The following is a 25,177-nucleotide window of genomic DNA, read 5'->3' on the forward strand; positions in this document are numbered from 1 at the left end:
ACGATGGCCGATTGGAACCCCGCCCTCTACACCCGCTTCGAGGACGAGCGCACCCGCCCGGCGGCCGAGTTGCTGGCGCGGGTGCCCCTCGACGCCCCGCGCCTCGCCTACGATCTCGGTTGCGGCCCGGGCAACTCCACGGCTCTGATCGCGGCGCGCTTCCCCGAGGCGGAGGTGATCGGCCTCGACACCTCACCGGCGATGCTGGAGAGCGCCCGGGCTCGCCTGCCCGGCTTGGCCTTCGCGCTGGCCGACGCCGCGACCTGGACACCGGAGCGGGCGCCGGACCTGATCTACGCCAACGCCGTGCTGCAATGGCTTCCCGACCATCCGGTGCTGCTGCCCCGGCTGTTCGGTCTGCTGGCGCCCGGCGGCGTGCTGGCGGTGCAGACGCCCGACAACCTCGCCGAACCCTCGCACCGCCTGATGCGCGAGACCGCGTCCGCCGGCCCCTGGGCCAAGGCGATCGGCGATCCGGCAGTCGCCGGGCGTCTCGGGCGGATGCTGGACCCGGCCGGCTATTACGACCTGCTGGCGCCGCTGGCCGCCGACGTGGATGTCTGGCGCACCGCCTATCACCACCCGATGGCGGATGCCGCGGCCATCGTCTCCTGGGTCCGGGCCACCGGGCTGCGCCCGTTCCTCGATCCGCTGGACCCGGACCAGACGGCCGGGTTCCTGGCTGCCTACGAGGCCGCGATCGACACCGGCTACCCGCGCCGCGGCGACGGGCGGCGCCTGCTCGCCTTCCCGCGGGTGTTCATCGTCGCGCGGGCTCCCTAAAGCGCGGCTCAGGCCTCGCCGCGGGCGACGAGCGCCTCATACTCGGCCACCTCCAGTTTGCCCTCTCGCGCGACCCGGGCCTTGTCGGCGTCGCTGATCACGTCGCCGGCGAGGTCGAGGCGCTTCCAGGCGGCGAGCGGGGTCTCGCGGCCGGGGGTCGGGACGTACTTGTTCTGCTCGAGCTTCTGGTACTTGTGGATGTAGCGCGGGCAGTTGACCCAGATCTTCTTCACCGCGACCTTCACCAGGTACTTGGCCTCGGTGTACTCGGCCATCAGGGCGTCGTCGCGCAGCAGCGTCGCATGGCCCTGCACGCGGATCCGGTGCGGCGTCTCGAAATCGATGAACAGCAGGCCGACCTTGGCCTGCCCCTCGATATTGCCCATCGAGTAGAACATGCCGTTGCCGTCGAAGCCCGGGAACACGAGGGTGTTCTCGTCGAGCACCCTCACGAAGCCCTGCGGGCCGCCCTTGTAGGAGACGGTCGGCATCCCGTCGGGATCGACGGTGGACAGGAAGAACATGTCCCGGGAGCCGATGAAGGCGCCTTCGTCCGGGCGGATGCTCTCGTGGACCCAATCCTCGTCCAGGCGCACGGCGAGCTTCGTGGTGCCGAATTCGGTCTGCAGCGCCCGGTGAGCGTCCGAATAGAGCGATGCCATGGCGTGTCCTCTCCAACCCTCGCCGGTCCTCATGCAGACGGGACCGCTGGGGCGTTTATCGCCGGGAACGACCGCGCTCGGCAACCGGCAATAGAAAAGGCCGGCCTCGCTTTCGCGTGACCGGCCATCGCAGGTGCAGCCGAGCAAAGCCCGGCCGCGAGATCCCAAAAAAATCAGTTGCGGGTCTTGTCGACCAGCGCCTTCTCGGAGATCCACGGCATCATGGCGCGGAGCTTGGTGCCGACTTCCTCGATCGGGTGGGTGGCGAGCTTGGCGCGGGTCGCCTTGAACGAAGTCTGGTTGACCTTGTTCTCCAGCATCCAGTTGCGGGTGAAGGTGCCCGACTGGATGTCGTTGAGCACGCGCTTCATCTCGGCCTTGGTCTCAGGCGTGACGATGCGCGGGCCGGTGACATACTCGCCGTACTCGGCCGTGTTGGAGATCGAGTAGTTCATGTTGGCGATGCCGCCCTCGTAGATGAGGTCGACGATCAGCTTCACCTCGTGCAGGCACTCGAAATAGGCCATCTCGGGGGCGTAGCCCGCCTCGACCAGGGTCTCGAAGCCGGCCTTGATCAGTTCGACCAGGCCGCCGCAGAGCACGGCCTGCTCGCCGAACAGATCGGTCTCGCACTCTTCCTTGAAGGTGGTCTCGATGATGCCGGCGCGGCCGCCGCCATTGGCCGAGGCGTAGGACAGGCCGAGATCGTGGGCGTTGCCGGAGGCGTCCTGGGCGATGGCGATCAAGGTCGGCACGCCGCCGCCGCGCAGGTACTCGGAGCGCACGGTGTGGCCGGGGCCCTTCGGGGCGACCATCAGGACGTCGAGGTCCTTGCGCGGCTCGATCAGGTTGAAGTGGACGTTGAGGCCGTGGGCGAACAGGAGGGCGGCGCCTTCCTTCATGTTCGTCTCCAGGGACTCCCGGTAGATGTCGCCCTGCAGCTCGTCCGGGGTGAGCATCATCACCACGTCGGCCCACTTGGCGGCCTCGGCCACCGACAGGACCTTGAAGCCCTCGTGCTCGGCCTTCTTGGCCGTGGCGGAGCCTTCGCGCAACGCGATGACGATGTCCTTCACGCCGGAATCGCGCAGGTTGAGCGCGTGGGCATGGCCCTGGCTGCCGTAGCCGACGATGGCGACCTTCTTGCCCTTGATCAGGTTCAGGTCGGCGTCGCGATCGTAATAAACCCGCATGTCGGTTTCCTCTTCGGGGTTGGTTTCGGGTTGGGTTAGGCTTTCGCCTGGCCGTACAGGGCCAGGAACTGGTCCACGGCGCGGCCCGCATCGCGCCGGATCTCGTCTGCGTCGAGGTCGAGCGCCTCGCCGAGCAGCAATCGAATCTGAATATCCCGGCCGACGAGGCCGAAGAAGGTCCGAAACGCCGCCTCGCTGTCGGCAAAGGCGAGCAGCCCGGCAGCGCGCCCGGCCTCCAGCACCGGCTTGACCCGCTCGCCGATGGCGAAGCGGCCGTTCGCGAGCACGATGCCGCCGAGATTGCTCTTGCGCGAGCCCGCATGGGCCACGGCGATCCGGTTCAGCGCCACCGAGGTGCGGCTGGTAATCACCGTGAGCCACGAGACCGCGAAGTCCTGAAGATGCTCCCGCAGGGTCGTCCCGTCCAGCGCCTGCACGGCCTCGCGGCCGGCATGGACCCGGGAGGCCTGCCACTGCACCGTCGCGGTGAGCAGGCCGTCGCGGTCGCCATACCACTTGTACAGCGTCTCCTTGGAGCAGCTCGCCCGGCGGGCCACCGCGTCCATGGTGAGTTGCTCCCCCCCTTCGACCATGAGGGCAAGCACGGCATCGAGCACCGCCTGCTGGCGCACGGACGGCGGCTGCAGCGCTGCGGCGCCCGCCTCCATCGTCTCCTGCTGCTCTGCGAGGCTCGACCGCATCGTATCCAGTACCGTACCGTACGGTACGCTCGATAGAGCGATTCGTTGGGCACCGCAAGGGGCCCGGCGAGGCTTAGTTCAGGCCGGCAGGCTCAGCCCCTCGCGAGCGAACACCGCCTGGACCGCCGGCCGCTCGGCGACCCGGCGGGCATGGGCGTTCCAGGCCGGGAAGCGCTCGGCCATGTCGAACTTGAGCGACGCACCGGAGGCCCAGACCCAGAATACCATCAGGTAGGTGTCGACCACGCTGTACCGGTTACCGACCGCCCAGTCGCCATTCGAGAGATGGACCTCGGTCATGGTGCAGAGATCGCCGTAGGTGTCGGCGGCCTTGTCGCGGATGCCCGGAAAGGCGTCCTCGTCGGCGGTGTAGCGCTCCGGCCGGCGGACATGCGCGTAGGTGACGTGGTGGTTGGCGGCGAGCCAGCCGAGCCACTCGTCGGCTCGGGCCTGCTCACGCAGGTCGGCGGGCCAGAAGCCCTTCTCGGGCACGGTGCGGGCGACGTGGCGCAGGATTGCCGCGCATTCGGTCAGCACCCAGCCGTCCTCGACCAAAGCCGGCACCCGGCCGCGCTCGTTGATCGCGAGGTATTCCGGCGCGCGCTGGTCCCCCGCTGCCAGGTTGAGCTTGACGCCCTCGAACGGCAGCCCGGATTCCTCCAGGATGATGTGAGCGGCGAGCGAGCAGGCGCCGGGGGCGTAGTAGAGGGTGCGGGTGGTCATTCGGAGTTTTTACCGTTGCTGCACTGAGGGGGCGTCCGAACCGTCGAAAGTCAGGCCGAGAAGACTGCGCAACTTGCCGCGCACTTCGGCGACAACATCGTCCGGTGCCGACCCAAGGCTTCTGAGGATCCGGGTCGCCCGGTCGATCGAACGGACTTGATCGACCAACACCGCGCCTTCGACGATAAGACCGGCCGGCAGGAAGACCTTGGTCGGCCATGGATGCGGGTTACGCGTGATCGGGCATATGATCACCCGGCGCGTCAGGTGGTTCATGTCCGGGTCCGATACGACGAGCGCCGGCCGGATACCATTCTGCTCGGTGCCACGGACCGGTTCGAGATCGATCAGAAGCAATTCGCCAGGATGCGGCTGCCAATCAGTACGGGTCGTTGGCGTCATCGATGATCTCGGAACCGCGATTGGGGCCCCAATCGACAGCCTCAGGCTCCGCCTCCGGCCCCAGACGCCGCGCCTCAGAAATCATCTCGGCCAACGTATAAACGGGCAACCCGTCGACGTACCGACGCACGGTCCATTGCCTGGGCTCGACCTCCGGCCGCCCCTTCGAGACGATCTCGACGGTCTCCCCCTCGCGAATGCCGAGTTCCTCGGCCTCCACACTGCTAAGCCGCACGGCGAGATCATCGCCCCAGCGAATCACCTTGGCTTCCATCGCTCCGCCTCCCGCGAGGATGGCGGAGCATAGCAGATCCGAGCCGCCGGATCCTACAGCGGTTCCGATCCGCGCCCCATGGCGCTGATGCCGGTGCGGCAGATCTCGACCAGACCGATCACACTCATCAGCCGCACGAACCGGTCGATCTCCTCGGTGGCGCCGGTCAGCTCGAACACGAAGGAGTTGAGCGTGGCGTCCAGCGTCTTGGCGCCGAAGGCGGCGGCCAGCCGCAGGGCCTCGCTGCGGTGCTCGCCCTCGCCCTTGACCTTCACCAGGCAGATCTCGCGCTCGAGCGCGTTACCCTGAAGCGTCAGGTCCACGACCCGGTGGACCGGCACCAGCCGATCGAGCTGGGCCTTGATCTGCTCGATCACGGCGTTCGTACCGGTCGTGACGATGGTGATGCGCGAGATATGGCGCGCCTCCTCGGTCTCGGAGACGGTGAGGCTCTCGATGTTGTAGCCGCGACCGGAGAACATGCCGGAGATGCGGGCGAGCACGCCGGGCTCGTTGTCGACGATCACCGCGAGCGTGTGCCGGTTCACCGGCTCGACGCGGCCGGCATCGGGGTAGTGGGTGTTCATCGCGTTCATCGCCGGCTTCGTCCTCGTCCAGTCCTGCTCATGGCGGCGATCCGAGCGCACCTTGCGCGAGGCAAGCGCGACTGCGCGCCGCCGCCCATACGGCGGGCAGCGGCCCCGAAAGGGCCGCCGCCAAACCCATCACACCAGCATCTTGCCTTCCTCGGAGATCACGTCGCCGAGTTCGACGCCGGTCTCGCCGAGGTAATCGGACAGGAGCATCTCGTTATGCGCCTTGCCCGAGGGGATCATCGGGAAGCAGTTCTCGGTCTTGTCGACGATGCAGTCGAACAGAACCGGCCCATCATAGGCCAGCATCTCCGCGATCGCGCCGTCGAGGTCGCCCGGCTTGTCGCAGCGCATACCCTTGGCGCCGTAGGCCTCCGCCAGCTTGACGAAGTCCGGCAGGCTCTCGGAATAGCTCTGCGAGTAGCGCGAGCCGTGCAGCAGTTCCTGCCACTGCCGGACCATGCCCATGTACTCGTTGTTCAGGATGAACACCTTGACCGGCAGCCGATACTGAACCGCCGTCGAGAGTTCCTGCATGTTCATCAGGATCGAGGCCTCGCCGGCGATGTCGATCACCAGCCCCTTCGGGTGGGCGAGCTGCGTGCCGATCGCCGCCGGCAGGCCGTAGCCCATGGTGCCGAGGCCGCCCGACGTCATCCAGCGGTTCGGCTCGTCGTACTTGAAGTACTGGGCCGCCCACATCTGATGCTGGCCGACCTCCGTGGTGATGTAGGTATCGCGGTCCTTGCAGGCCTCGTAGAGGCGCTGCACGGCGTATTGCGGCTTGATGATCGTCCCCGACGGCCAGTAGGCGAGGCAGTCGCGGGCCTTCCAGGCGCCGATCTTCTGGAACCACGGATCGAGGTTGGACTTTTCGGGCCGCGACGGCAGGGCGCGCCAAGCCTCCAGCATGTCGGCGAGCACCGAGGCGCAATCGCCGACGATCCCGACATCGACCTTGACGACCTTGTTGATCGAGGAGGCGTCGACGTCGATGTGGATCTTCTTGGAGAACGGCGAGAACGCGTCGAGCCGACCGGTGATCCGGTCGTCGAACCGGGCGCCGACGCAGATCATCACGTCGCACTCGTGCATCGCCAGGTTGGCCTCGTAGGTCCCGTGCATGCCGAGCATGCCCAGAAACTTCGCGTCCGTGCCTGGATAGGCGCCGAGCCCCATCAGGGTCGAGGTGACCGGGAAGCCGGTCTCGGCGACCAGCTCGCGCAGGAGCCGCGAAGCCTCCGGGCCGGAATTGATCACGCCGCCGCCGGTGTAGAAGACCGGACGGCGGGCGGTCGCCATCAGCTCGACTGCCGCGCGGATCCGGTCGCCGTCGCCCTTGACGGCCGGGCGATAGGTCTTGTGGCTCGCGATCTCCGGGCGCTCGTAGAGGCCGGAGGCGAACTGGATGTCCTTGGGCAGGTCGATGACGACCGGGCCGGGCCGGCCGTTCGCGGCCACGTAGAACGCCTCGTGCAGGATCCGCGGCAGGTCCTCGATCGATTTGACCAAGTAATTGTGCTTCGTGCAGTGGCGCGTGATGCCGACCGTGTCGCATTCCTGGAAGGCGTCGGTGCCGATCAGATGGGTCGGAACCTGCCCGGTGATGCAGACCAGCGGGATCGAGTCGAGCAGCGCGTCGGTGAGGCCGGTGACGATGTTGGTGGCGCCGGGACCCGACGTGACCAGCACGCAGCCAACCTTGCCGGACGAGCGCGCATAGCCCTCGGCCGCGTGGACGGCGCCCTGCTCGTGGCGGACGAGCACGTGCTTCACCGCGTTCTGGTGGAACAGGGCGTCGTAGATCGGAAGTACGGCACCGCCCGGATAGCCGAACAGCGTGTCCACGCCCTGATCCCGGAATGCCCGGATGACCATCTCGGCCCCGGTCATGACCTCGCCGCCCATGCTCTCCTCCTCCGCTCCCCGGATCGTCAGCGGCGATCCTGCGCCGCCGGACGGACCGGTTCCTTTCGTCCTGCACTCTCGTCACGCGAGGCGGCATCCGCCTCGCTCGAAAGTACTGTGTTCGTCGGTATCTCGAACGCGTGGATCTCGTTGGCCGTGATGCGTCACTGGGCAGCGGGCAATAAAAAAGGGTCCCGAGGGACCCTGCATGCGCCACCGCTCGGATTGCAGCCCTGATCTAGGGCCGCCCCGTCGGTGACGCTTCCGCTACAATAAGAACCGTGTTCATCGGATATCCGAGCCTGCCTCGCGGCGACCGACAAATCCGGGAGCGGATTCATGCGAGTCGCGCGTGCAGTGTCGAGCCTCATACCGGAGCCCCGGGGACCGGTCAACGCGTTTGCTGAGGATCGGAGGCGCGCTCAGTGCACGGGCGGCGGCCGGCGGCGGACCCAGTTGCTGGCCGCATCGTAGGCGGCGCCGAGCTGGAGGCAGGCGAGTTCGCCGTGGTTGCGGGCGACGATCTGGATGCCGGTCGGCAAACCGGCCTCTCCGAAGCCCGCCGGGACATCGAGCGCCGGCAGACCGGACATGGTCACCGGGATCACGGTCTGCATCCACCGATGGTAGGTGTCCATCGGGCGACCGCCAACCTCCTGGGGCCAACGCAAGCTCTTGTCGAACGGAAAGACCTGCGCGCTCGGCATGATCAGGTAATCGTAGTTGTCCATGAAGCGGCGCACGGTCTCGTACCAGCGGGTGCGTCCCTCCAGGGCGGCGGTGAGCCGGTCGACCGTGAGCTCGAGCCCACGCTCGGCCTCCCAGATCGCCTCGGGCTTCATCTGTTCCCGGTGGGCGGGCTCATCGTAGAGCGGCCGGAGCACCGGGGCGACCATCAAGGCACGCAACGTTAGAAAATCGCGCCAGAGCTGCTCCATGTCGAACCGCGGCGCGGCTTCCTCGACCACGCAGCCGATCTCCGCGAAGGTCGCCAGCGCGGCGCGGCCGAGTTCGAGCACGCCGGGATCGAACGGGATCTGGCCGTCGAAATCGCCTAGCCAGGCGATCCGGGTCCCGCGGAAATCCCGGGCCAGCGGGCTCGCGAAGGCCGACGGGTCCTGGCGGATCGTGTTCGGGCAGCGCGGATCGTAGCCGGCCTGGACCGAGAGCATCAGGCCGATATCGGCCGGGCTGCGCCCGACGGCGCCGAGCACCGACAGGCCGGGGCTGAACACGTCCTTGGTCTCGACCGGGATCCGGCCCCAACTCGGACGCAGGCCGTAGCAATTGTTGAAGGCGGGCGGGTTGCGCAGCGAGCCGCCGAAGTCACTGCCATCGGCCACCGGCTGCAGCTTCAGGGCGACCGCGACCGCGGCGCCGCCGCTCGACCCGCCGGCGGTCTTTTCCGGATCGTAGGCGTTCCCGGTGGCGCCGTAGACCGGGTTGAAGCTGTGCGAGCCGAGCCCGAATTCGGGAATATTGGTCTTGCCGATGAAGATCGCCCCGGCGGCGCGCAGCCGGGCGACCATGATCGTGTCCGTTTGCGCGATCCGATCGGCGAAGATCGGCGACCCCTGCGTGAACGGCAGCCCGCGCACCGCATCGAGATCCTTCACGGCGAGCGGAAACCCGTGCAGTGGCCCCACGGCCTCGCCGCGGGCGAGCGCGGCATCCCGGGCCTCGGCCTCCTGGAGGAGCGCGGCATCGTCCTGGAGCCCGACGATGGCGTTGTAACGCGGGTTAAGCCGGTGGATCCGCTCGAGATAGGCGCGCATCACCTCGGCGCAGGAGACGATCCGGCCGCGGATGGCGGCCGCGAGATCCACGGCGCCGAGCGCCGTGATGCCGTCCTGTCGCTCATCCTGCATAGTCTGGCCTCCAAATCGGTAGTCGGCTTACCGAATGTCTGCGCGTTGGAAAACCGTCTGCCGTCTCGTAAATTACGGGTCACCGTCGAGGGGCGCGCGCGTCATGCCGATTCGCTCAAATTCCGCATCCACGCGCCTCAAGGCGCGCAATTATCGTGCGCAACTCCGCGCTCAAGGGCTGAGACTCATTCAGATCTGGGTGCCTGACGTCAGGACCCCTGCGTTCAAAGCCGAGGCTCATCGCCAATCGCTTGCGGTTGCCGACAGTGCTGGTGACGCTGAAGATCAAGCTTTCATCGATGCCGTATCCGCCTTGAATGACGAATGAGACGCGGAGAAATCTGGACCGTTTCCGGCGGAAAAACCTACGCTGGGAAACCGCGCCCGACCGTCATCGTCCAGGATGATAGCTTCGTTGCGACGGATTCCATCACGATCTGTGCCTTCACGTCGAACGAGCAGGATGCGCCGCTTTTTCGAATTCCCATCCTGCCGTCTGAGCGAAACGGGTTGCGAACCCCATCGCGCCTGATGGTCGACAAGATTACGACAGTTCCGAAGACCAAGATGGGGGGCCTGATCGGACGCCTTGATGACGAGGACATGCTGCGGCTCAACCGAGCGATTCTCGTCTTTCTCGGATTGGCTGCGTCTGCGAAACAGAGCCGATTGCCCTGAGGGCGATCAATACCGACGCATCGTGCTCGACCCCCGTTACCGTAGGAGGCCCAGTACGGAGGCGTGCCGTGAACGGGGTCCGTTCCCGCCTCTATGCCACCACCGCCCAGGGCAGCGTCTCATCCCCGCGGAACACCACCACGGCGGTGTCCTCCACGGCCACCGCCTCGATCACGCGGCTCTCCCGCCGCTCGAGGGTGACGGTCGCCGCGTTCGGCTCCAGCCCGTGGAAGCGCGCCCCGTTCAGCGACGCGAACGCCTCGAACCGGTCGAGCGCGCCCTCCTCGTCGAAGACCTGCACGTAGGTCTGCAGGGCGGTCGGGCCGCAGAACACACCCGCGCAGCCACAGGAGGCCTCCTTGGCGCCGCGGACATGCGGGGCGGTGTCGGTGCCGAGGAAGAAGCAGACCTCGCCCGAGGTCGCGGCCGCACGCAGGGCCCGGCGGTGACGCTCGCGCTTGGCCACCGGCAGGCAGTAGAGGTGCGGGCGCAGGCCGCCCTGGAAGATGTGGGTGCGGTTGATGACGAGGTGGTGGGGCGTGATCGTCGCCGCCACCCGGGTCCGGTTGGCCCGGACCACGTCGAGGATTTCGGCTGTGGTGGCGTGCTCGACGGTGACCTTCAGGCCCTGGTGCCGGGCGAGCAGCGGGATCAGGCTGCCCTCCATGAAGGCGGCCTCGCGGTCGAAGATGTCGATCTCCGGGTCGGTCGCCTCGCCGTGGATCAGGAGCGGCATGCCGATCCGTTCCATCCGCTCCAGCACGGGCGCGAGCCCGATCAGGTCGGTGACGCCCGCATGCGAGTTCGTCGTGGCGCCGGCCGGGTAGAGCTTGGCCGCGATCCAGACCTTTTCAGCAAAACCCCGCTCGATCTCGTCCGGGTCGGTATCGTCCCGCAGGTAGCAAGTCATTAGCGGGGTGAAGTCCATCCCGTCCGGCAGCGCGGCCAGGATCCGCTCGCGATAGGCGCGCGCGGCCGCCACGGTCGTCACCGGCGGCACCAGGTTCGGCATGATGATGCCCCGGGCGAACTGGGCCGCCGTGTAGGGCAACACCGCCTTCAGCATCGCGCCGTCGCGCAGGTGGATGTGCCAGTCGTCCGGCCGGCGGATCGTGATCCGGTCGGCCGGCTTCGCCTCCTGGCGCTCGGCGGGGAACAGCTCGGCGACGCCCATCTCGGAAAACTCCTCAGGACTGCCCGAAGGACGCGATGCCGCCATGGGCCGCCGACCAGTCCGCCGGCGCGTTGAGGAAGCGCTCGACCTCGGCCAGGGTGTTGGCGTCGAAGGTGCCCATCTCCTTGGCCACCGCCAGCACGTCCCACCAGGTGGTGAGGTAGTGCAGCTTGATGCCGATCTCCTGCATCAGGGCGGCGCTGCCGGGGAAGATGTCGTAGTAGAACAGCACGAAGCAGTGATCGACCTGGGCGCCGGCGTCGCGCAGGGCCTGGCAGAAATTGACCTTGCTGCGCCCGTCGGTGGCGAGATCCTCGACCAGCAGGGTCCGGGCGCCCTCGACCACCTCGCCCTCGATCTGGGCGTTGCGGCCGAAGCCCTTGGGCTTCTTGCGCACATACTGCATCGGCAGCATCAGCCGGTCGGCGATCCAGGCGGCGAACGGGATGCCGGCGGTCTCGCCGCCGGCGATATGGGTGAGCGACTCGTAGCCGATCTCGCGCACGATCGTGGAGGCGGCGAAGTCGATCAGTGTCGAGCGCAGGCGCGGGAACGAGATGATCTTGCGACAGTCGATATAGACCGGGCTGGCCCAGCCGGAGGTGAACTTGAACGGCTCGTCCTTGTAGAAATGGACGGCCTGGATCTCGAGGAACATCTTGGCCGCCTCGCGGGCGATCAGCGTCCGGTCGATGGGCAGGAACGACGTGGTCATGCGGCGTGCGCGCTCCGCTGGGGCACTCTCCGCCGGGGCCGGCCTGGAAGAGCGCGAGGATGGGAAGGCCTGACCGGTCTCCTCCGCCCTGTCTCCGCCAGCGTCAACCCTGAAGCTGACGCTATCCGCCGCTCAGGCCGCGCCGGCCCTGGCCCGAAGCTCCGCCAGATGCCGGATCGCCAGGGCGTAGCCCTGCGTGCCGAAGCCGGCCAGCACTGCGGTCGCGGCGAGAGACACGTAGGAGTGATGGCGAAACGCCTCGCGCCGGTGGACGTTCGAGATATGGCACTCGATCACCGGCACCTCGCAGGTGTTGAGCGCGTCGAGGATCGCCACCGAGGTGTGGGTGTAGGCCCCGGCATTGATCACGATGCCGGCGGACTCGACCCGGAAGGCGTGGATCGCGTCGATCAGCGCGTGCTCGGCATTGCTCTGGCGGAAATCCACATCGAGCCCGAAGCCGGCGGCGGTCTCGCGGCACAGGGCCTCGACATCGGCCAGGGTCTCGCGCCCGTAGATCTCCGGCTGCCGCTTGCCGAGGAGGTTCAGGTTCGGCCCGTTCAGGACCAGGATCGTGTCGTTCATCGCGTTCCTCGCCGCCCGATACGGCCGGCCTCAAAAGCCTCAATGCGCTGAGACCTTCGCTCGCTTGCCCCCACCCGCCGCCTCATCCTGAGGCTGCGGGTGGGTTCGCCCCGTTGTGGCTGTGCGCGGGGCGAGGGTCAAACACCGCGGCGCTCACCCTGTCACCCGGCCGGAGATGTCCCGCGCCGAGGCCTCTGTATTCGCCCGGACGGTTCAGTTTCCCTGCGCGCGGCGTTATCCCGGGCACGGACGAGACGAACCATCAGGGAGAAGACGCGATGGCAGGATCCCACAGCGAAGCGCCCGTGGTGATCGCGGTGGCGATCACCGGCTCGGTGCCGCGCAAAAAGGACAACCCGGCCGTACCGGTCACCGTGGCCGAGCAGATCGAGTCGACCCGGGAGGCTTTCGAGGCCGGCGCGACGCTGGCCCATATCCACGTGCGCAACGACGACGAATCGCCCTCCTCGGACCCGGACAAGTTCGCCGCCGTGCAGGAGGGGCTGCGCAAGCACTGCCCCGGGATGATCGTGCAGTTCTCCACCGGCGGGCGCGGGCGCGATCCCGCCGCTCGGGGACTCTCGCTCAAGCACCGGCCCGACATGGCCTCGCTCTCCACCGGCTCGGTCAACTTCCCGACCATCGTGTACGAGAACGGCGCCGGCCTGGTGACCGACCTCGCCGGCCAGATGAAGCAGTACAGCGTGCGGCCCGAGATCGAGATCTTCGACCTGTCGCACCTGCACGGGGCCAAACGCCTGGTGGAGGCGGGCCTGATCGACGCGCGCCCGCACGTGCAGTTCGTGATGGGCGTCCAGAACGCGATGCCGGCCGAGGCGCACCTGTTGGACATCCTGCTCGCCGAGACCCGGCGGATCCTGCCCGAGGCGACCTGGACCGCCGCCGGGATCGGCCGCAACCAGGCGGTGGTGATGGAGTGGGCGCTCGCCCGCGGCGCCGACGCGGTCCGCACCGGCCTGGAGGACAACATCCGGGTGACGAAGGACAGGCTGGCGGGGAGCAACGCCGAATTGGTCACCCTCGCCGCCGAGGCGGTCCGCCGCCACGGCCGCCGGGTCGCCAGCCCGGCCGAGGCGCGGGCCGCGCTGGGACTGGCCTGAGACCGACTTCTCACGGGCCGGACGGCGTGCTAACGGTCCGCCCGCGCGGGTGTAGCTCAATGGTAGAGCAGCAGCCTTCCAAGCTGAATACCCGGGTTCGATTCCCGGTACCCGCTCCACGCCTGCTCCAGAGCAGCTCGGCCAAGCGCCGCATCGCCCGCCCGGTCAGGTGTCCTCCATCCAGTTCGAGTCCCTCGCCCTGCCGAACACGGCGCGCCCGGGCTCCTTGGGAAGCATCGCCATGAAGGTATCCGCCGATCTGTGCATCGTGCCGATGGGCGTCGGCCCGTCGGTCTCGCCCTACGTGCGCGAGATCAAGGCGATCATCGAGGCGAGCGGCCTGACCGCCACGATGCATCCCAACGGCACCAACATCGAGGCCGAGTTGTCGGAGGTCTGCGCCCTTGCTGAGCGCTGCGAGGCCCGGCTCGCCGAGCTCGGCGTCGAGCGGACCTTCTTCACGCTGATCTTCTCGACCCGCCGGGACAAAGAGCAGTCCATGGCCGACAAGCTCGCCGCCGTCTCCTGAGCGATGGCCGGCCGGGGAGCCGCGGTGACGCGCCCCCGATCCGACCCGCATCCTCGCGCGTTCCCCCCGGTCCGGACGCGAAGGTGCCGGCAGGAGGACGGCATGACCGAGCAGAACACCGGCGACGTACGGATCGAACCCTACGACGGCCCGGCAGGCGGCTGGGGCTCGGCTCGCTCCCTCGTGGAGATCCTGACCCGCGAGGGCGTCCCGGTCACCGGCTCGGCCATGCTGGTGAAGCAGAACAAGCCGGACGGGTTCATGTGCGTGTCCTGCGCCTGGGCGAAGCCGGCCAAGCCGCTCGCCTTCGAGTATTGCGAGAACGGCGCCAAGGCCACCGCCTGGGAGCAGACCCGGCGGCGGGCAACCCCCGACTTCTTCGCCGCCCACACGGTCACCGAGCTGCTCGGCTGGAGCGACTACGCCCTCGAAGAACAGGGCCGGCTCACCCACCCCATGCGCTACGATCCCGAGACCGACCGGTACCGGCCGGTCTCCTGGAGCGAGGCGTTTGCCGAGATCGGGCGGGAGTTGAAGGCGCTGCGCGAGGAGGACCCGAAATCGGCGGTGTTCTACGCCTCGGGCCGGGCCTCGCTGGAGACCAGCTACATGTGGGCGCTGCTGGCGCGCCTCTACGGCAACAACAACCTGCCGGATTCCTCCAACATGTGCCACGAGCCGACCTCGGTGGCGCTGCCGCAATCGATCGGCGCGCCGGTCGGCACGGTGCTGCTCGAGGATTTCGAGACCACCGACCTGATCTTCTTCTTCGGCCAGAATGTCGGCTCGAACGCGCCGCGGATGCTCCACCCGCTCCAGGAAGCGCGGCGCCGGGGGGCGCAGATCATCACCTTCAACCCGCTGCGCGAGCGCGGGCTCGAACGCTTCACCAACCCGCAATCGCCGGTGGAGATGCTGACGCGATCGGCGACCAAGATCTCGACGCAGTATCACCAGGTCAAGGCCGGGGGCGACCTCGCGGCGATCACCGGGTTGTGCAAGTCGCTGCTCGCCATGGACCGGGACGCCACCGCGTCGGGCAAGCCCGCCATCCTCGACCACGCCTTCATCGCCGAGCACACCCATGGCTTCGACGCGTTCGTGGCGTTCTGCGATCGCGCGGATTGGGCGGCGATCGAGCGGCGTTCCGGCCTCACCCGCCCGGCCCTCGAAGCCGCGGCCGGGGCCTATGCCCGCGCCAAGGCGGTGATCGGCATCTACGGGATGGGCCTGACCCAGCACCGCAAGGGCACCGAGACCGTGCGGATGCTGGTGAACCTGATGCTCCTGCGCGGCAATATCGGCAAGCCCGGCGCCGGGATCTGCCCGGTGCGCGGCCACTCGAACGTCCAGGGCCAGCGCACGGTCGGCATCACCGAGAAGCCGGAGCTGGCGCCCCTCGACAAGCTGAAGGAACTCTACGATTTCGAGCCGCCGCGGGAGAAGGGCCTGAACACGGTCGAGACTTGCGAGGGCATCCTCGACGGCAGTGTCCGGGCCTTCGTCAGCCTCGGCGGCAATTTCCTGCGCGCGATCCCCGATACCGGGCGGATGGAGCCAGCCTGGCGGCGGCAGCGCCTGACGGTGCAGATCTCGACCAAGCTCAACCGCTCGCATCTGGTGAACGGCACGGTGGCCTACATGCTGCCATGCCTCGGCCGCATCGAGATCGACCAGCAGGCGAGCGGGCCGCAATCCGTCTCGATGGAGGACTCCACCGCGCGCTTCCACGGCTCCCGGGGCGTCGCCGACCCGGTCGGCCCCGAGGTGCGCTCCGAGCCGTGGATCGTCGCCGAGATCGCCAAGGCGGCGCTGCCGCATAACCCGCGGATCGACTGGGATGCCTGGGTCGCCGATTACGCCCGGGTCCGCGACGCGATCGAGGCGACCTACCCGAAGGTGTTCCACGACTTGAACGGGCAGATGTTCCGGCCCGGCGGCATCACCAAGCCGCTCGGCGCCCGCGATCGGAAATGGGAGACGGACACCGGCAGGGCGAACTTTTCGGTGCCGGAGGGGCTGGAGGCCGATCCCGACCTGCCGGCGCACGGCCCGGACGTGCTCGACCTGATCACCCTGCGCTCGAACGACCAGTTCAACACCACGGTCTACGGCTACGACGACCGTTTCCGCGGCGTGAAGGGCACCCGCGACATCCTGTTCATGAACCGGGGGGACATCGCCCGGCTCGGGCTCAAGGATGGCGGCTCCGTCGATGTCGAGGCGGTGGCGGGCGATCGGATCAAGCGGCGCGTCGGCGGCCTGCGGGTGATCGCCTACGACATCCCGCAGGGCAATTGCGGCGGCTACTACCCCGAGCTGAACGTCCTGCTGCCGCTCTGGCATCACGACGAGCAGTCCAAGACGCCGGCCGCGAAGGCCATCACCGTGCGGGTGAGCGCCGCGGCGACCTGAGCCGAGGGCTCTGGCGCGCCGCCGCTCTCTCCGGCAAAGAGCCAGGATGGATCAGGTCAGCCCTCGATACGTGGAGCCGCGCCTGCGCGGCCTCCTGGACCTGATCGCGGCCGGCACGCCCGTCCGCGAGCCGGGCCTCGACCTCGCGCATGTCGCGGCCGGCAGCACCGCCCTGGTGGCCCTCGGGTCGGCGCCCGTGGATCCGGAATCGGGCGGCCTCACCCTGGCCGGCGCCGACCTGTCGCGCGCGCGGATGGAAGAAGCCGACTTCTCCGGGGCGAACCTGCGCCGGGCCAGCCTCACCGGGGCGGTCGGGCGCTCGACCCGCTTCGCCGGGGCGATCCTGGAGGAGGCCGACCTGTCCGAGGCCGACCTATCGGGGGCGGACTTCACCGGCATCGTGGCGGGACAGGTCAAGCTAGCCGCCGCCATGCTGGAGGATGCGCGCTTCGGACACGCCGCGATGCGGTTCGCGGACCTGTCCGGCGCGCTGCTGGACGGGGCGAATTTCGCCGACGCCGACTTGTGGGGTGCAGATTTCTCCGGGGCCGACGCCGACGACACCGTGTTCCGCAACGCGCGGCTCGACGAGGCCAAGCTCGCTGACGCCAACCTGACCCATGCAGATTTCGAGGGCGCCAGCCTGACCAAGGCGTCGTTGGCCGGCTCGCGCCTGCGCGGCGCCAAGTTCACAGGGGCTAAGCTCGACGGCGCCGACCTGTCCGGCGCCGACCTGTCGGATACCGACCTCGTCCGGCTCAACCTCGCCACCTGCCGGCTGCGGCACGCCCGCTTCGCAGGCGCTTGGCTCAACGGTACCCGGATGAGCGTCGAGCAACTCGGCGGCGCCGTCGGCGAGGAGGTGTCCTGTGCCTACGAGCCGGCGCAGGCGAGCTACCTCGCCCTGGAACAGAACTGGAAGAGCATCGGCAGCCACGATGCGGCGAGCTGGGCCTACAAGCGCGGCCGGCGGATGGGCCGCTTCCATGCCGGGCAGCAAGCGCGCGAGGCTTGGGCCAGGCGCGACGGGGCCGGGATCCTGCGCCACGGCTACCGCTGGAGCGCCGACCGTTTCGTCGAGTGGCTGTGCGATTACGGGGAGAGCCTGTCGCGCATCGCCCGCGCCTTCGCGCTTCTGATCGTCGTGTTCGCCGGGCTCTACGGGCTCACCGGCGGCCTGATCGTGCTGGAAGGCCCCGAGGCCGGACCGACCTACAATCCCATCGACCTGATGAGCTACAGCGCGCTCAACATGATGACCGCCAACCCGCCGGACATCGGCCTCAAGCCGACCGGGCGGGTCACCAACCTGCTGGTCGGCCTGGAAGGCGCGGTCGGCATCATCCTGATGGGGCTCTACGGCTTCGTCCTGGGCAACCGTCTGCGGCGGTGAGATCCGTCAGTCGTTCCCGTTCACGCTCAGCCGCTCGATCAGCACGCCGAGATCCTTGCGCAAAGCCCGGATCTCCGGCTCGCTGAGTTCCAGCTGGCACATCACGCTCTCGCGCACCGTCACAGCCTCCGAGCGCAGAGCGGCCCCCTGGGGCGTCAGGGCGATCTCGACCTCGCGCTCGTCGGACTGGCGCCGGGTCCGGACCAGGAAGCCCGCGCTCTCCAGGCGCTTCAGCACCGGCGTCAGCGTGCCGGAATCGAGCCGCAGGCGCCGGCCGATCTCCGAGACCGTCACGCCGTCCTGCTCCCACAGCACCAGCAGGACGAGATATTGCGGATAGGTCAGGCCGAGCCGCTCCAGGAGCGGTCGGTAAGACTTCGTCATCCGATGCGCGGCAGCGTAGAGTGCATAGCAAAGCTGGTTATCGAGGAGGAGCGGATCCGTCGCCTGCTCCGTCTCGACCGTGTCCACTGGATACGACATGTTTCTCGCCCATCGCGGTCCGAGGGCCGCCTGTCTCGCACCGCGACCGCGGGTCGGTCATCCTTAACACAACACGCTCGATAGGCGTGCAAGCGCCTGCTCGACCAGACCTTTCTCAACAACCCCGGTGATCCTGCGCTCCGTCACCTGCAGTTGACAAGTTCGATAGGCTGTCCAGGAGCCCGGCTTCGTCTTCCAGCGTACGGAGGTCGAGCATGACCGCATCGCCGCTGATGCGGCCGATCACCGGCACCGGCAATCCGCGCAGGCGTTCGGCCAGGCGCTTGCAGCGCCCCCCGGCTCCGCGGCGACCGCCCTCCCCGGTGGGCACCAGCACCAGAGCGGCGCTGGGCAGGGTCTCCACCGGCAGCGCGCCGGAGCCGATCTGGCTGATGCATTCGGCGACCGTGACCGTGGCCCAGCCGGTAAGCCGTTCCGCCACGGCGGACGCGATGGCCCGGGCCTGCGCATCGATCGCCGCCTGCGGGCGGGTAAGGAGGCGCAGGGTCGGCAGCTCCTCGGCGAGCCGCTCGGGGTGGAGGTACAGACGCAGCACCGCCTCCAGGGCCGCGTAGGTCATCTTGTCGACCCGCAGTGCCCGCTTCAGCGGGTTCCTGCGCACCCGGGCGATCAGGTCCTTCCGCCCGGCCACGATCCCGCACTGGACCGCGCCGAGCAGCTTGTCGCCGCTGAAGGTCACCACGTCCGCCCGGGCCAGGGCCGCCCGGACGGTGGGCTCGGGGGGCAGGCCGTAGGCGGCGAGATCGACCAGACTGCCGCTGCCGAGATCCTCCGCCAGGGGCACGCCGTGCTCCCGGCAGAGAACATGGAGTGCGATCGGATCCGCCTCGGCGGTGAAGCCGGTGATCGCGTAGTTGCTCGGATGCACCTTCATGACCAGCCCGGTGCGCGGCCCGAGGGCCTCGGCGAAGTCGCGCAGATGGGTGCGGTTGGTAGTGCCGACCTCGCGCAGCCGGCAGCCGGCCCGGGCCATCACGTCGGGCACCCGGAACGAGCCGCCGATCTCCACCAATTCGCCGCGGGAGACGACGACCTCCTTGCGCATCGCCAGGGCGTTCAGCACCAGCAGGACCGCGGCGGCGTTGTTGTTGACGACGATGGCGGCTTCCGCCCCGGTCAGGCGGCAGATCAGGCCCTCGACGTGGTCGTCGCGCTCGCCCCGTGCGCCAGTGGCGAGATCGAATTCGAGGTTGCTCGCCTGGACCATCACGGCGGACACCGCGGCAGCGGCGGAGCGCGGCAGCAGCGCCCGGCCGAGATTGGTGTGCAGCACCGTTCCGGTGAGGTTGAACACCGGTCGCAGCGACGGCCGACGCTCGGCGGCGAGCATTTCGACGGCCGCGGAGCGGATCGCCGCCGCGTCCGGCACCGGCCCGCCCGCCGCCCGGATCCCGGCCAGCACCGCCCGGACCGCATCGGTGACGGCCGTGCGCCCATAGGCGGCGAGGACTTCCTCCGCAGCGCCGCCGACGAGATGCTCCACCGAGGGGATCCGGCGCGGGGCCTGCGCGGCATCGTCGGGAATCGAGCGGGGTGCTGCTGAGCGTGTCATGTGCCGCTGAGAGATAACCACGCCTGCGCGCAGGACCAGCCCGGCGCAGGTGGCGAAAGCGCCTGCGACGTGATCACCCGCGGCCGATCCGGAACCGGGCGGCCCGTCGCGGGACTACCCCTTAGCGTGAACGCGACGGCCCGGCCGCCTGCGGTGATCGCGGATGTGGGGAAGACCGATGAAGCACAAGCCGCTCAGCGAGCAGGTCGTGGTGATCACCGGCGCATCGTCCGGCATCGGTTTGGCGACCGCCCGGATGGCGGCCGAGCGCGGCGCCCGGGTGGTGCTGGCCGCGCGCAGCGGCGACGCCTTGGCCAAGATCCAGGCCGAGATCGAGGGCGTCGGCGGCAAGGCGCTCCACGTGGTCGCCGATGTCGGCAGCCGTGCCGACGTCCAGGCGGTGGCCGACCGGGCGATCGCGACGTTCGGCGGCTTCGACACCTGGGTCAACGTTGCGGGCGCCTCGATCTACGGGCGCCTGCGCGAGATCAGCGACGCGGATCACCAGCGCCTGATCCAGACCAATCTCTGGGGCACGATCTACGGGTCGCTGGTCGCCGTCGAGCACCTGCACAAGCAGGGCGGCGCGCTGATCAATGTCGGCAGCATCGCCTCCGACCTCGCCTTCCCGTTCCAGGGCATGTACGCGGCCTCGAAGCACGCCGTGAAAGGGTTTACCGACGCCCTGCGCATGGAGCTGATGGACGAGGACGCGCCGATCTCGGTGACCCTGGTTAAGCCCGCCTCGATCGACACGCCCCTGCCCCAGCGCGCGCGCAACTACATGGATCGCGAGCCGAGCCTGCCGCCGCCGATCTATCCGCCCGAGGAGGTCGCCAACGCGATCCTGCACGCGGCCGTGCACCCGCAGCGCGACATCTTCGTCGGGGGCGCCGGAAAAGCCTTCGTGGCCGGCAAGCAATTCGCCCCCGGGGCCTACGATTATCTGGCCCCGGCCATTATCGCGATGCAGAAGCGCGGCTTCCCGCCCCGCGACCCAGCAGGGGCCCTGCATGCGCCGGTGTCGGCCGGCGCAACCCGGGGCGACCCGCCCGTCTACGTGATGCGCACCAGTGCGTACACGCGGGCGAGCCTGCACCCCCTCGCCACGACGGCCGGGCTGCTCGGTGTCGGCGCGGTCGCGGCCCTGGCCTTGATCGGGACCGCCCCCAGCCGCAGGAAGCGGCTGTAATTGGCCGTCGCCGCGCGCTCCCTCCCGGGTCCCGCCCATCCGCCGCAGGATGGCAAGCTCGATCCGCGCATCGTGCCGCGCCGGCTTGTCCACCTCCCGGACGACCGGACCATCGCGTATGCCGAGACGGGATCGGGCCCCGATCTCGTGGCGATCCACGGCACGCTGATGTGCCTCGAGGACCAATGGCTCGGCCCGGTGCCGGCTTTGGCCGAGCATTTCCGGGTGATCGCGGTGGACCGTCCCGGGCATGGCTTCAGCGTGCGGCCGCGGGGCCGCGGCGCCGATGTCTGGGACCAGGCCGCCTGCATCCGGGATGCGGTTCGGCAACTCGGTCTGGAGAGGCCGGTGATCCTCGGCCACTCGTTCGGCGGTGCGGTCGCCCTGGCCTACGGAATGCTCTACCCGGACGAAATAGCCGGGATCGTCTCCCTGGCGCCGGTCTGCTTTCCGGAATTGCGCCTGGAGCACCTGCTGTTCGGCCCGCGGGCGCTGCCGCTTAGCGGCGATCTTCTGACCTGGATCCTGCACGCCTCGAGCGATCCGGCCCTGCTGCCGCTGCTCTGGAACGCGATGTTCCTGCCCCAGGCGATGCCCGCGCACTTTCGCCAGGACTTCCCGTTCGCCCTCGCCGGCCGCGCCGCACAGATCACCGCCGAGGGCGAGGATGCCGGCTCGCTCTGGCCGGCGCTGACGCGCAGCGCGCTGCGTTATCCCAACCTCCGGGTGCCCACCCGCATCCTGTGCGGTGGCGCCGACATCGTGGTGAACTCCTATCTCCACGGCGTCCTGGCGGCCCGGATGATCCCGGGCGCGACCCTCGCGATGCTGCCCGGGGCCGGGCACATGTTCCCGCACTTCCACGCCGACGCGGTCGTGCGGGCGGCTCTATCGATCGGGCGCTAACGCATCGTGCCGGATATCAGAGCCGGCACGATGCGTTAGGTCTTTGATTGTGCATCGCCATTTTCCGAAAGCCGGCAACCACCTTTCGGGGCGGTGCTCTCGTCGCCCGGATCCAGGCGGGGCTCGGGCAGCCAGCGTTCGTCGATCTCGGTGGCGTTGCGGTCAGCCAGCGGCTGCGTCTCGTCACCCTCGGCGAAGATCACCACGTCGCCCGGCCCGACATCGCGGCTGGCATAGAAATCCCAGCACCGATGGATCACCCGTGGGCCTCCGAACAGACGAACTGCGTTCCAATAGCGGTCGTCCCGGAAGCCGACATAATGGACCGACGGTGCGGACGGGCGCTCACCCAAGCCAGAGGACCTTGCGAGCCTCGGCCAGCAGGACGGCGTGCTGTACCGAAGCCGGCCCGGCATTCGGGATCGCGCTGCCGGCCTCGGCGATCAGCCGCCGAAACTTCTTCCGGTCGAGCCCACGCCAGCTCTGGCAGGCAAGGACGGCGGCCAGCACGGTCTGGACCGCCTCCGTCCGGTAATTCGCCTCCGCCAGGGCGAGGTGGCCGCCGCTCGGCCGGACCTTGCCATCGGCCGGATGCGCTTTCTCACGCGCCAGGCCGGGATCGGACCCGTCATCGGGGATCAGATTGATGTCCCAGGTCACGTTCTCCCGCACGACCCGGGCGGGCGACCCATACGCCAAGGTGTTGCCCGGGATCACGCCGCTGACGATCGACTGAGCTCCGATGATCGCGCCATCGCCGATATGCGCGCCCTTGAATACGCTGACATTGCGGCCGAGCCAGACCCGGTGACCGACATGGATCGGCCTCGACGGATTGATCCGGCGGCCGGATTCGAGGTCGACGATCGAAGGGGCATCGCTCACTCAGAAATTGCCCCCTTCCGAGATCAGGCAATTGTGCCCGATGGTGATCGGCTTCGTCTCGTGCACGAAGATCTGGCCCTCGTTGGCGAAGGCGCTGTGATGCCCGATCAGCAGCTTCGTATGCGGGCACACGTAGATCTGCGCGGAGGCCAGCCGCACACCGTGGCTGATATGCACGGTCGAACTCGGCCCGCAGGTGAGCGACATCCGCTCGAACGCATTGGCCCCGTCCCCGATCAGGACATGACTGCCATCGCCGTTGATGGTGATCGTCCCATCCGAAGTGTCGAGAAAATCCTGCGCGATCTGGATCTTGTTGTTGCCGTTGTTCAGCAGACGCACAGGCACACGACATCTCCGGCCACCACCACGCGAGCCCAGGTATGTAGTGTTGGGGCGGCGCGGATCGACCGGGCGTGAGGAATGCGGGTGCAGCGGCCCGGCGTCGGTCAGCCGCCGCAGGCGCGCGCGCCGACGATCCGCTCGGCCATCGCCGCCCGATCGGATCCGCGCACGAGATATGGTTTCTGGAAACTATTTGGGGAGGCGAGGCCCTCCGAAGGCCGGTACCCCGGTGAAGTCCTTGCCGACGCTGGTGGGCGGTGAGGGACTCGAACCCCCGACCCTCTCCGTGTAAATGCGATTCGGAGCGGAATCGCGGGGCGCCGGAAGGCATCATTAGGGATTGTTTATCAATTACTTCGGCGGCATACCCTCTTTCCGATGTGACCGGGCAACAGCGCTGGGAAGCAAAGGCTACGCTTCCCCGCCGCTTCCCGGCAGAGGGTCCCATGCGGTTAACGCGCGCAAACATCGCTACCTTGGAAATCCTGCCCGGGAAAACCGAGCGGATCGTCTTCGATGAGGGGCTTCCCGGCTTCGGCATCCGCCTAAGGGCTGGCGGCAAGCGCTCGTGGATCGTGCAATATCGGGTCGGCGCGAAGCACCGGCGGGTGACGCTGGCAAACGTAGCGGTTCTTGACCCCGAGGCGGCCCGAAAGCGCGCAAAGGAAATTCTCGCCAAGGCGCAGCTCGGCGGCGATCCGCAGACAGAAAAGATGGAAGCCCGCGCCCGCGCAGCCATCACCCTATCCACTGTCGCAACCGAATACCTCAAGCAGGCGGAAATCCGCTTGCGCCCGCGATCGTATGTCGAGGCCGAGCGATACCTGAACCGCTACCTGGTGCCGCTGCACGAAATGCCGGCCCACACCGTTGCGCGGCGCGACGTGGCGACCTGGCTCAATGACGTGGCAGAGAAGCACGGTCCCCACGCGGCCAATCGCGGTCGCACCTGCGTCTCGGCCCTTTTCACCTGGGCGATGCGCCAGGGCTTGGTTGAGGCGAATCCGGTTATCGCCACCGGGAAGGCCGTCGAGGAAACCAGCCGCACCCGCGTGCTAACTCGGACGGAAATAGGCGAGGTTTGGACAGCCTGCCGAGACGACGACCACGGCCGCATCATTCGCTTGCTGCTTTTGACGGGGCAGCGCCGCAACGAGGTTGGCGGCATGCGTTGGTCGGAAATCGACCGAGCCACGAATTTCTGGCGCTTGCCGGCCGAGCGCACCAAGAATGGGCTTCCGCACGACGTGCCGCTCTCGGCAGGTGCACTCGCCATTCTCAACAGCGTGCCGGTCAGACTGGGGCGAGACTGCATTTTTGGCGATGCGGATGGCCCTTTTCAGGGCTGGTCACGGTGCAAAACTTCTCTCGACAACCGCATAAACGAATCTCGAATTTGGTTTTTCGGGGAGAACGCACCCGGTATTCAGCCCTGGCGCATCCACGATTTGCGCCGCACCGTCGTAACTCACATGAATGAGCATCTTGGAATTCTGCCACATGTGGTCGAGGCTGTGGTCAACCACATAACCCGTCCTTCGAAAATGGGTGTTGCGGGAGTTTATAACAGGGCAGTGTACAACAAAGAAAAGAAAAGCGCCTTATCTGATTGGTCTGAATACGTCGATGGCGCTGCCAAGGAATTTCGCAAACGCTAAAATCATTTTAACCCACCTATCGACGAAAGATATTCCATAATGCAGCTTGATCTACCAGATATACCGAAATTATTGCGATTAAATGATCATCAAAGATCGGACCTGACCATTTTTGACATTACCAATGCTGTGCATAATTCGCTACTGTCTTGATAACACCGCTCATGGTCACGTATAATCCGCGTTGCGTTGCCGATACGCAGCGCATTGGAGCGAGCAAATGGCTCACAACTACCTCGAAAGCCTGCCGGCGGACCTTGCTTCCCAGATCGCCCTTAGAGTCCGTCCGAGAAGTCAGGGCGATCGGGCGAGGCGTCTGACGAGGATCATGATGGCTGCGGCGTAGAGGAAGGCTCTGGCGGAGGCGAGGGTCGCTTCCGCATCCTTCCAGAGGCGCCGGTTGCGGCTGATCCAGGCG

The 25,177-nt window shown here is 67.9% G+C and carries 27 protein-coding genes, 1 tRNA gene and 1 pseudogene; 11 read left to right on the forward strand and 18 right to left on the reverse strand.

Translation table 11 applies throughout. The features are described from left to right. The first annotated feature begins 3 nt into the window (after positions 1–3). On the forward strand, positions 4–783 hold the full coding sequence (gene tam / locus MKL09_RS17360; RefSeq protein WP_244022111.1) for a trans-aconitate 2-methyltransferase: 780 nt from the start codon (positions 4–6) through the stop codon (positions 781–783). Between the two features lie 8 nt (positions 784–791). Here tam and MKL09_RS17365 read toward each other — a convergent pair whose 3' ends face one another. The 9 genes from MKL09_RS17365 to MKL09_RS17405 all read right to left on the reverse strand — a co-directional run bounded on the left by MKL09_RS17365 (position 792) and on the right by MKL09_RS17405 (position 9,107). Further along, a complete protein-coding gene (locus tag MKL09_RS17365) occupies positions 792–1,445 on the reverse strand; it encodes a pyridoxamine 5'-phosphate oxidase family protein (RefSeq protein ID WP_244022112.1) in 654 nt (217 codons plus the stop codon). A gap of 173 nt (positions 1,446–1,618) precedes the next feature. Continuing rightward, positions 1,619–2,638 carry a ketol-acid reductoisomerase gene (ilvC, locus tag MKL09_RS17370; RefSeq protein WP_092043443.1) on the reverse strand — a complete coding sequence of 340 codons (1,020 nt, stop codon included), beginning with the start codon at positions 2,636–2,638 and terminating at the stop codon, positions 1,619–1,621. 35 nt (positions 2,639–2,673) lie between these two features. Then, positions 2,674–3,306, reverse strand: a complete 633-nt coding sequence (locus MKL09_RS17375) for a TetR/AcrR family transcriptional regulator C-terminal domain-containing protein (protein WP_244022153.1) — start codon at positions 3,304–3,306, stop codon at positions 2,674–2,676. 111 nt (positions 3,307–3,417) lie between these two features. Further along, positions 3,418–4,062, reverse strand: a complete 645-nt coding sequence (locus MKL09_RS17380) for a glutathione S-transferase family protein (protein ID WP_244022113.1) — start codon at positions 4,060–4,062, stop codon at positions 3,418–3,420. A 9-nt stretch (positions 4,063–4,071) separates the two neighbouring features. After that, positions 4,072–4,464, reverse strand: a complete 393-nt coding sequence (locus MKL09_RS17385) for a type II toxin-antitoxin system PemK/MazF family toxin (RefSeq protein WP_244022114.1) — start codon at positions 4,462–4,464, stop codon at positions 4,072–4,074. After that, a complete protein-coding gene (locus tag MKL09_RS17390) occupies positions 4,442–4,738 on the reverse strand; it encodes a MazF family transcriptional regulator (RefSeq protein ID WP_244022115.1) in 297 nt (98 codons plus the stop codon). The genes MKL09_RS17385 and MKL09_RS17390 overlap by 23 nt, the downstream gene beginning before the upstream one ends. Before the next feature lie 53 nt (positions 4,739–4,791). After that, positions 4,792–5,334, reverse strand: coding sequence for an acetolactate synthase small subunit (gene ilvN / locus MKL09_RS17395; protein WP_058193937.1), 543 nt, complete (start codon positions 5,332–5,334; stop codon positions 4,792–4,794). A 129-nt stretch (positions 5,335–5,463) separates the two neighbouring features. Continuing rightward, positions 5,464–7,239, reverse strand: a complete 1,776-nt coding sequence (locus tag MKL09_RS17400) for an acetolactate synthase 3 large subunit (protein WP_244022116.1) — start codon at positions 7,237–7,239, stop codon at positions 5,464–5,466. Positions 7,240–7,661: 422 nt separating this feature from the next. Next, entirely contained in the window at positions 7,662–9,107 is a 1,446-nt protein-coding gene (locus MKL09_RS17405; RefSeq protein ID WP_244022117.1) for an amidase, read from the reverse strand. Positions 9,108–9,210: 103 nt separating this feature from the next. On the opposite strand from MKL09_RS17405, the gene MKL09_RS17410 reads away from it, so the two are divergent. Both MKL09_RS17410 and MKL09_RS17415 read left to right on the forward strand, forming a co-directional pair. Next, positions 9,211–9,435 carry an antitoxin MazE family protein gene (locus MKL09_RS17410; RefSeq protein ID WP_244022118.1) on the forward strand — a complete coding sequence of 75 codons (225 nt, stop codon included), beginning with the start codon at positions 9,211–9,213 and terminating at the stop codon, positions 9,433–9,435. Beyond that, entirely contained in the window at positions 9,432–9,785 is a 354-nt protein-coding gene (locus tag MKL09_RS17415; protein WP_244022120.1) for a type II toxin-antitoxin system PemK/MazF family toxin, read from the forward strand. Before MKL09_RS17410 ends, MKL09_RS17415 begins: the two co-directional genes overlap by 4 nt. A 91-nt stretch (positions 9,786–9,876) precedes the next feature. Here MKL09_RS17415 and pyrC read toward each other — a convergent pair whose 3' ends face one another. From pyrC to aroQ, 3 genes are all read right to left on the reverse strand, one after another. Beyond that, positions 9,877–10,959, reverse strand: coding sequence for a dihydroorotase (gene pyrC / locus MKL09_RS17420; RefSeq protein ID WP_244022122.1), 1,083 nt, complete (start codon positions 10,957–10,959; stop codon positions 9,877–9,879). Between the two features lie 13 nt (positions 10,960–10,972). Beyond that, positions 10,973–11,674 carry an orotate phosphoribosyltransferase gene (locus MKL09_RS17425; RefSeq protein WP_244022124.1) on the reverse strand — a complete coding sequence of 234 codons (702 nt, stop codon included), beginning with the start codon at positions 11,672–11,674 and terminating at the stop codon, positions 10,973–10,975. A gap of 132 nt (positions 11,675–11,806) precedes the next feature. Then, the gene (aroQ, locus tag MKL09_RS17430; RefSeq protein WP_244022126.1) at positions 11,807–12,259 is read right to left on the reverse strand and encodes a type II 3-dehydroquinate dehydratase; all 453 of its coding nucleotides are present in this window, start codon (positions 12,257–12,259) and stop codon (positions 11,807–11,809) included. 278 nt (positions 12,260–12,537) lie between these two features. Between aroQ and MKL09_RS17435 the strand changes: the two genes are divergently transcribed. The 5 genes from MKL09_RS17435 (at position 12,538) to MKL09_RS17455 (ending at position 17,717) form a co-directional block, all read left to right on the forward strand. Further along, complete coding sequence (locus MKL09_RS17435; protein WP_244022128.1) at positions 12,538–13,380, forward strand: 3-keto-5-aminohexanoate cleavage protein; 843 nt, start codon at positions 12,538–12,540, stop codon at positions 13,378–13,380. A gap of 45 nt (positions 13,381–13,425) precedes the next feature. Beyond that, positions 13,426–13,499: transfer RNA gene (locus MKL09_RS17440), tRNA-Gly, on the forward strand. 122 nt (positions 13,500–13,621) lie between these two features. Next, on the forward strand, positions 13,622–13,909 hold the full coding sequence (locus tag MKL09_RS17445; RefSeq protein WP_092043425.1) for an MTH1187 family thiamine-binding protein: 288 nt from the start codon (positions 13,622–13,624) through the stop codon (positions 13,907–13,909). Positions 13,910–14,011: 102 nt separating this feature from the next. Then, on the forward strand, positions 14,012–16,324 hold the full coding sequence (locus MKL09_RS17450) for an FdhF/YdeP family oxidoreductase (protein ID WP_244022130.1): 2,313 nt from the start codon (positions 14,012–14,014) through the stop codon (positions 16,322–16,324). A 46-nt stretch (positions 16,325–16,370) separates the two neighbouring features. Continuing rightward, complete coding sequence (locus MKL09_RS17455; RefSeq protein WP_244022132.1) at positions 16,371–17,717, forward strand: pentapeptide repeat-containing protein; 1,347 nt, start codon at positions 16,371–16,373, stop codon at positions 17,715–17,717. Positions 17,718–17,723: 6 nt separating this feature from the next. Here the strand turns inward: MKL09_RS17455 and MKL09_RS17460 are convergent, their stop codons facing one another. Then, the gene (locus MKL09_RS17460; RefSeq protein WP_244022134.1) at positions 17,724–18,200 is read right to left on the reverse strand and encodes a MarR family winged helix-turn-helix transcriptional regulator; all 477 of its coding nucleotides are present in this window, start codon (positions 18,198–18,200) and stop codon (positions 17,724–17,726) included. 115 nt (positions 18,201–18,315) lie between these two features. Next, a complete protein-coding gene (gene selA, locus MKL09_RS17465) occupies positions 18,316–19,773 on the reverse strand; it encodes an L-seryl-tRNA(Sec) selenium transferase (protein ID WP_244022136.1) in 1,458 nt (485 codons plus the stop codon). Between the two features lie 178 nt (positions 19,774–19,951). Between selA and MKL09_RS17470 the strand changes: the two genes are divergently transcribed. Continuing rightward, positions 19,952–20,965: an SDR family oxidoreductase gene (locus MKL09_RS17470; RefSeq protein WP_244022138.1), complete on the forward strand. Its 1,014-nt coding sequence runs from the start codon at positions 19,952–19,954 to the stop codon at positions 20,963–20,965. After that, a complete protein-coding gene (locus tag MKL09_RS17475; RefSeq protein ID WP_244022140.1) occupies positions 20,966–21,871 on the forward strand; it encodes an alpha/beta fold hydrolase in 906 nt (301 codons plus the stop codon). 35 nt (positions 21,872–21,906) lie between these two features. Here the strand turns inward: MKL09_RS17475 and MKL09_RS17480 are convergent, their stop codons facing one another. From MKL09_RS17480 to MKL09_RS17490, 3 genes are all read right to left on the reverse strand, one after another. Beyond that, positions 21,907–22,131 carry a hypothetical protein gene (locus tag MKL09_RS17480; RefSeq protein WP_244022142.1) on the reverse strand — a complete coding sequence of 75 codons (225 nt, stop codon included), beginning with the start codon at positions 22,129–22,131 and terminating at the stop codon, positions 21,907–21,909. Between the two features lie 85 nt (positions 22,132–22,216). Further along, on the reverse strand, positions 22,217–22,756 hold the full coding sequence (locus tag MKL09_RS17485; protein WP_244022144.1) for an acyltransferase: 540 nt from the start codon (positions 22,754–22,756) through the stop codon (positions 22,217–22,219). Further along, positions 22,757–23,104 (reverse strand): hypothetical protein, encoded by a 348-nt coding sequence (locus MKL09_RS17490; RefSeq protein WP_244022145.1) that lies wholly within the window; start codon positions 23,102–23,104, stop codon positions 22,757–22,759. A 443-nt stretch (positions 23,105–23,547) separates the two neighbouring features. On the opposite strand from MKL09_RS17490, the gene MKL09_RS17495 reads away from it, so the two are divergent. Next, positions 23,548–24,759, forward strand: a complete 1,212-nt coding sequence (locus MKL09_RS17495) for a tyrosine-type recombinase/integrase (RefSeq protein WP_244022147.1) — start codon at positions 23,548–23,550, stop codon at positions 24,757–24,759. Between the two features lie 294 nt (positions 24,760–25,053). Here MKL09_RS17495 and MKL09_RS17500 read toward each other — a convergent pair. Further along, positions 25,054–25,177 (reverse strand): annotated as a pseudogene (locus MKL09_RS17500) (IS5/IS1182 family transposase); the annotation flags it as partial.

Origin of the sequence: Methylobacterium sp. J-048 (assembly GCF_022829515.1) — a bacterium.
GTDB lineage: Bacteria > Pseudomonadota > Alphaproteobacteria > Rhizobiales > Beijerinckiaceae > Methylobacterium.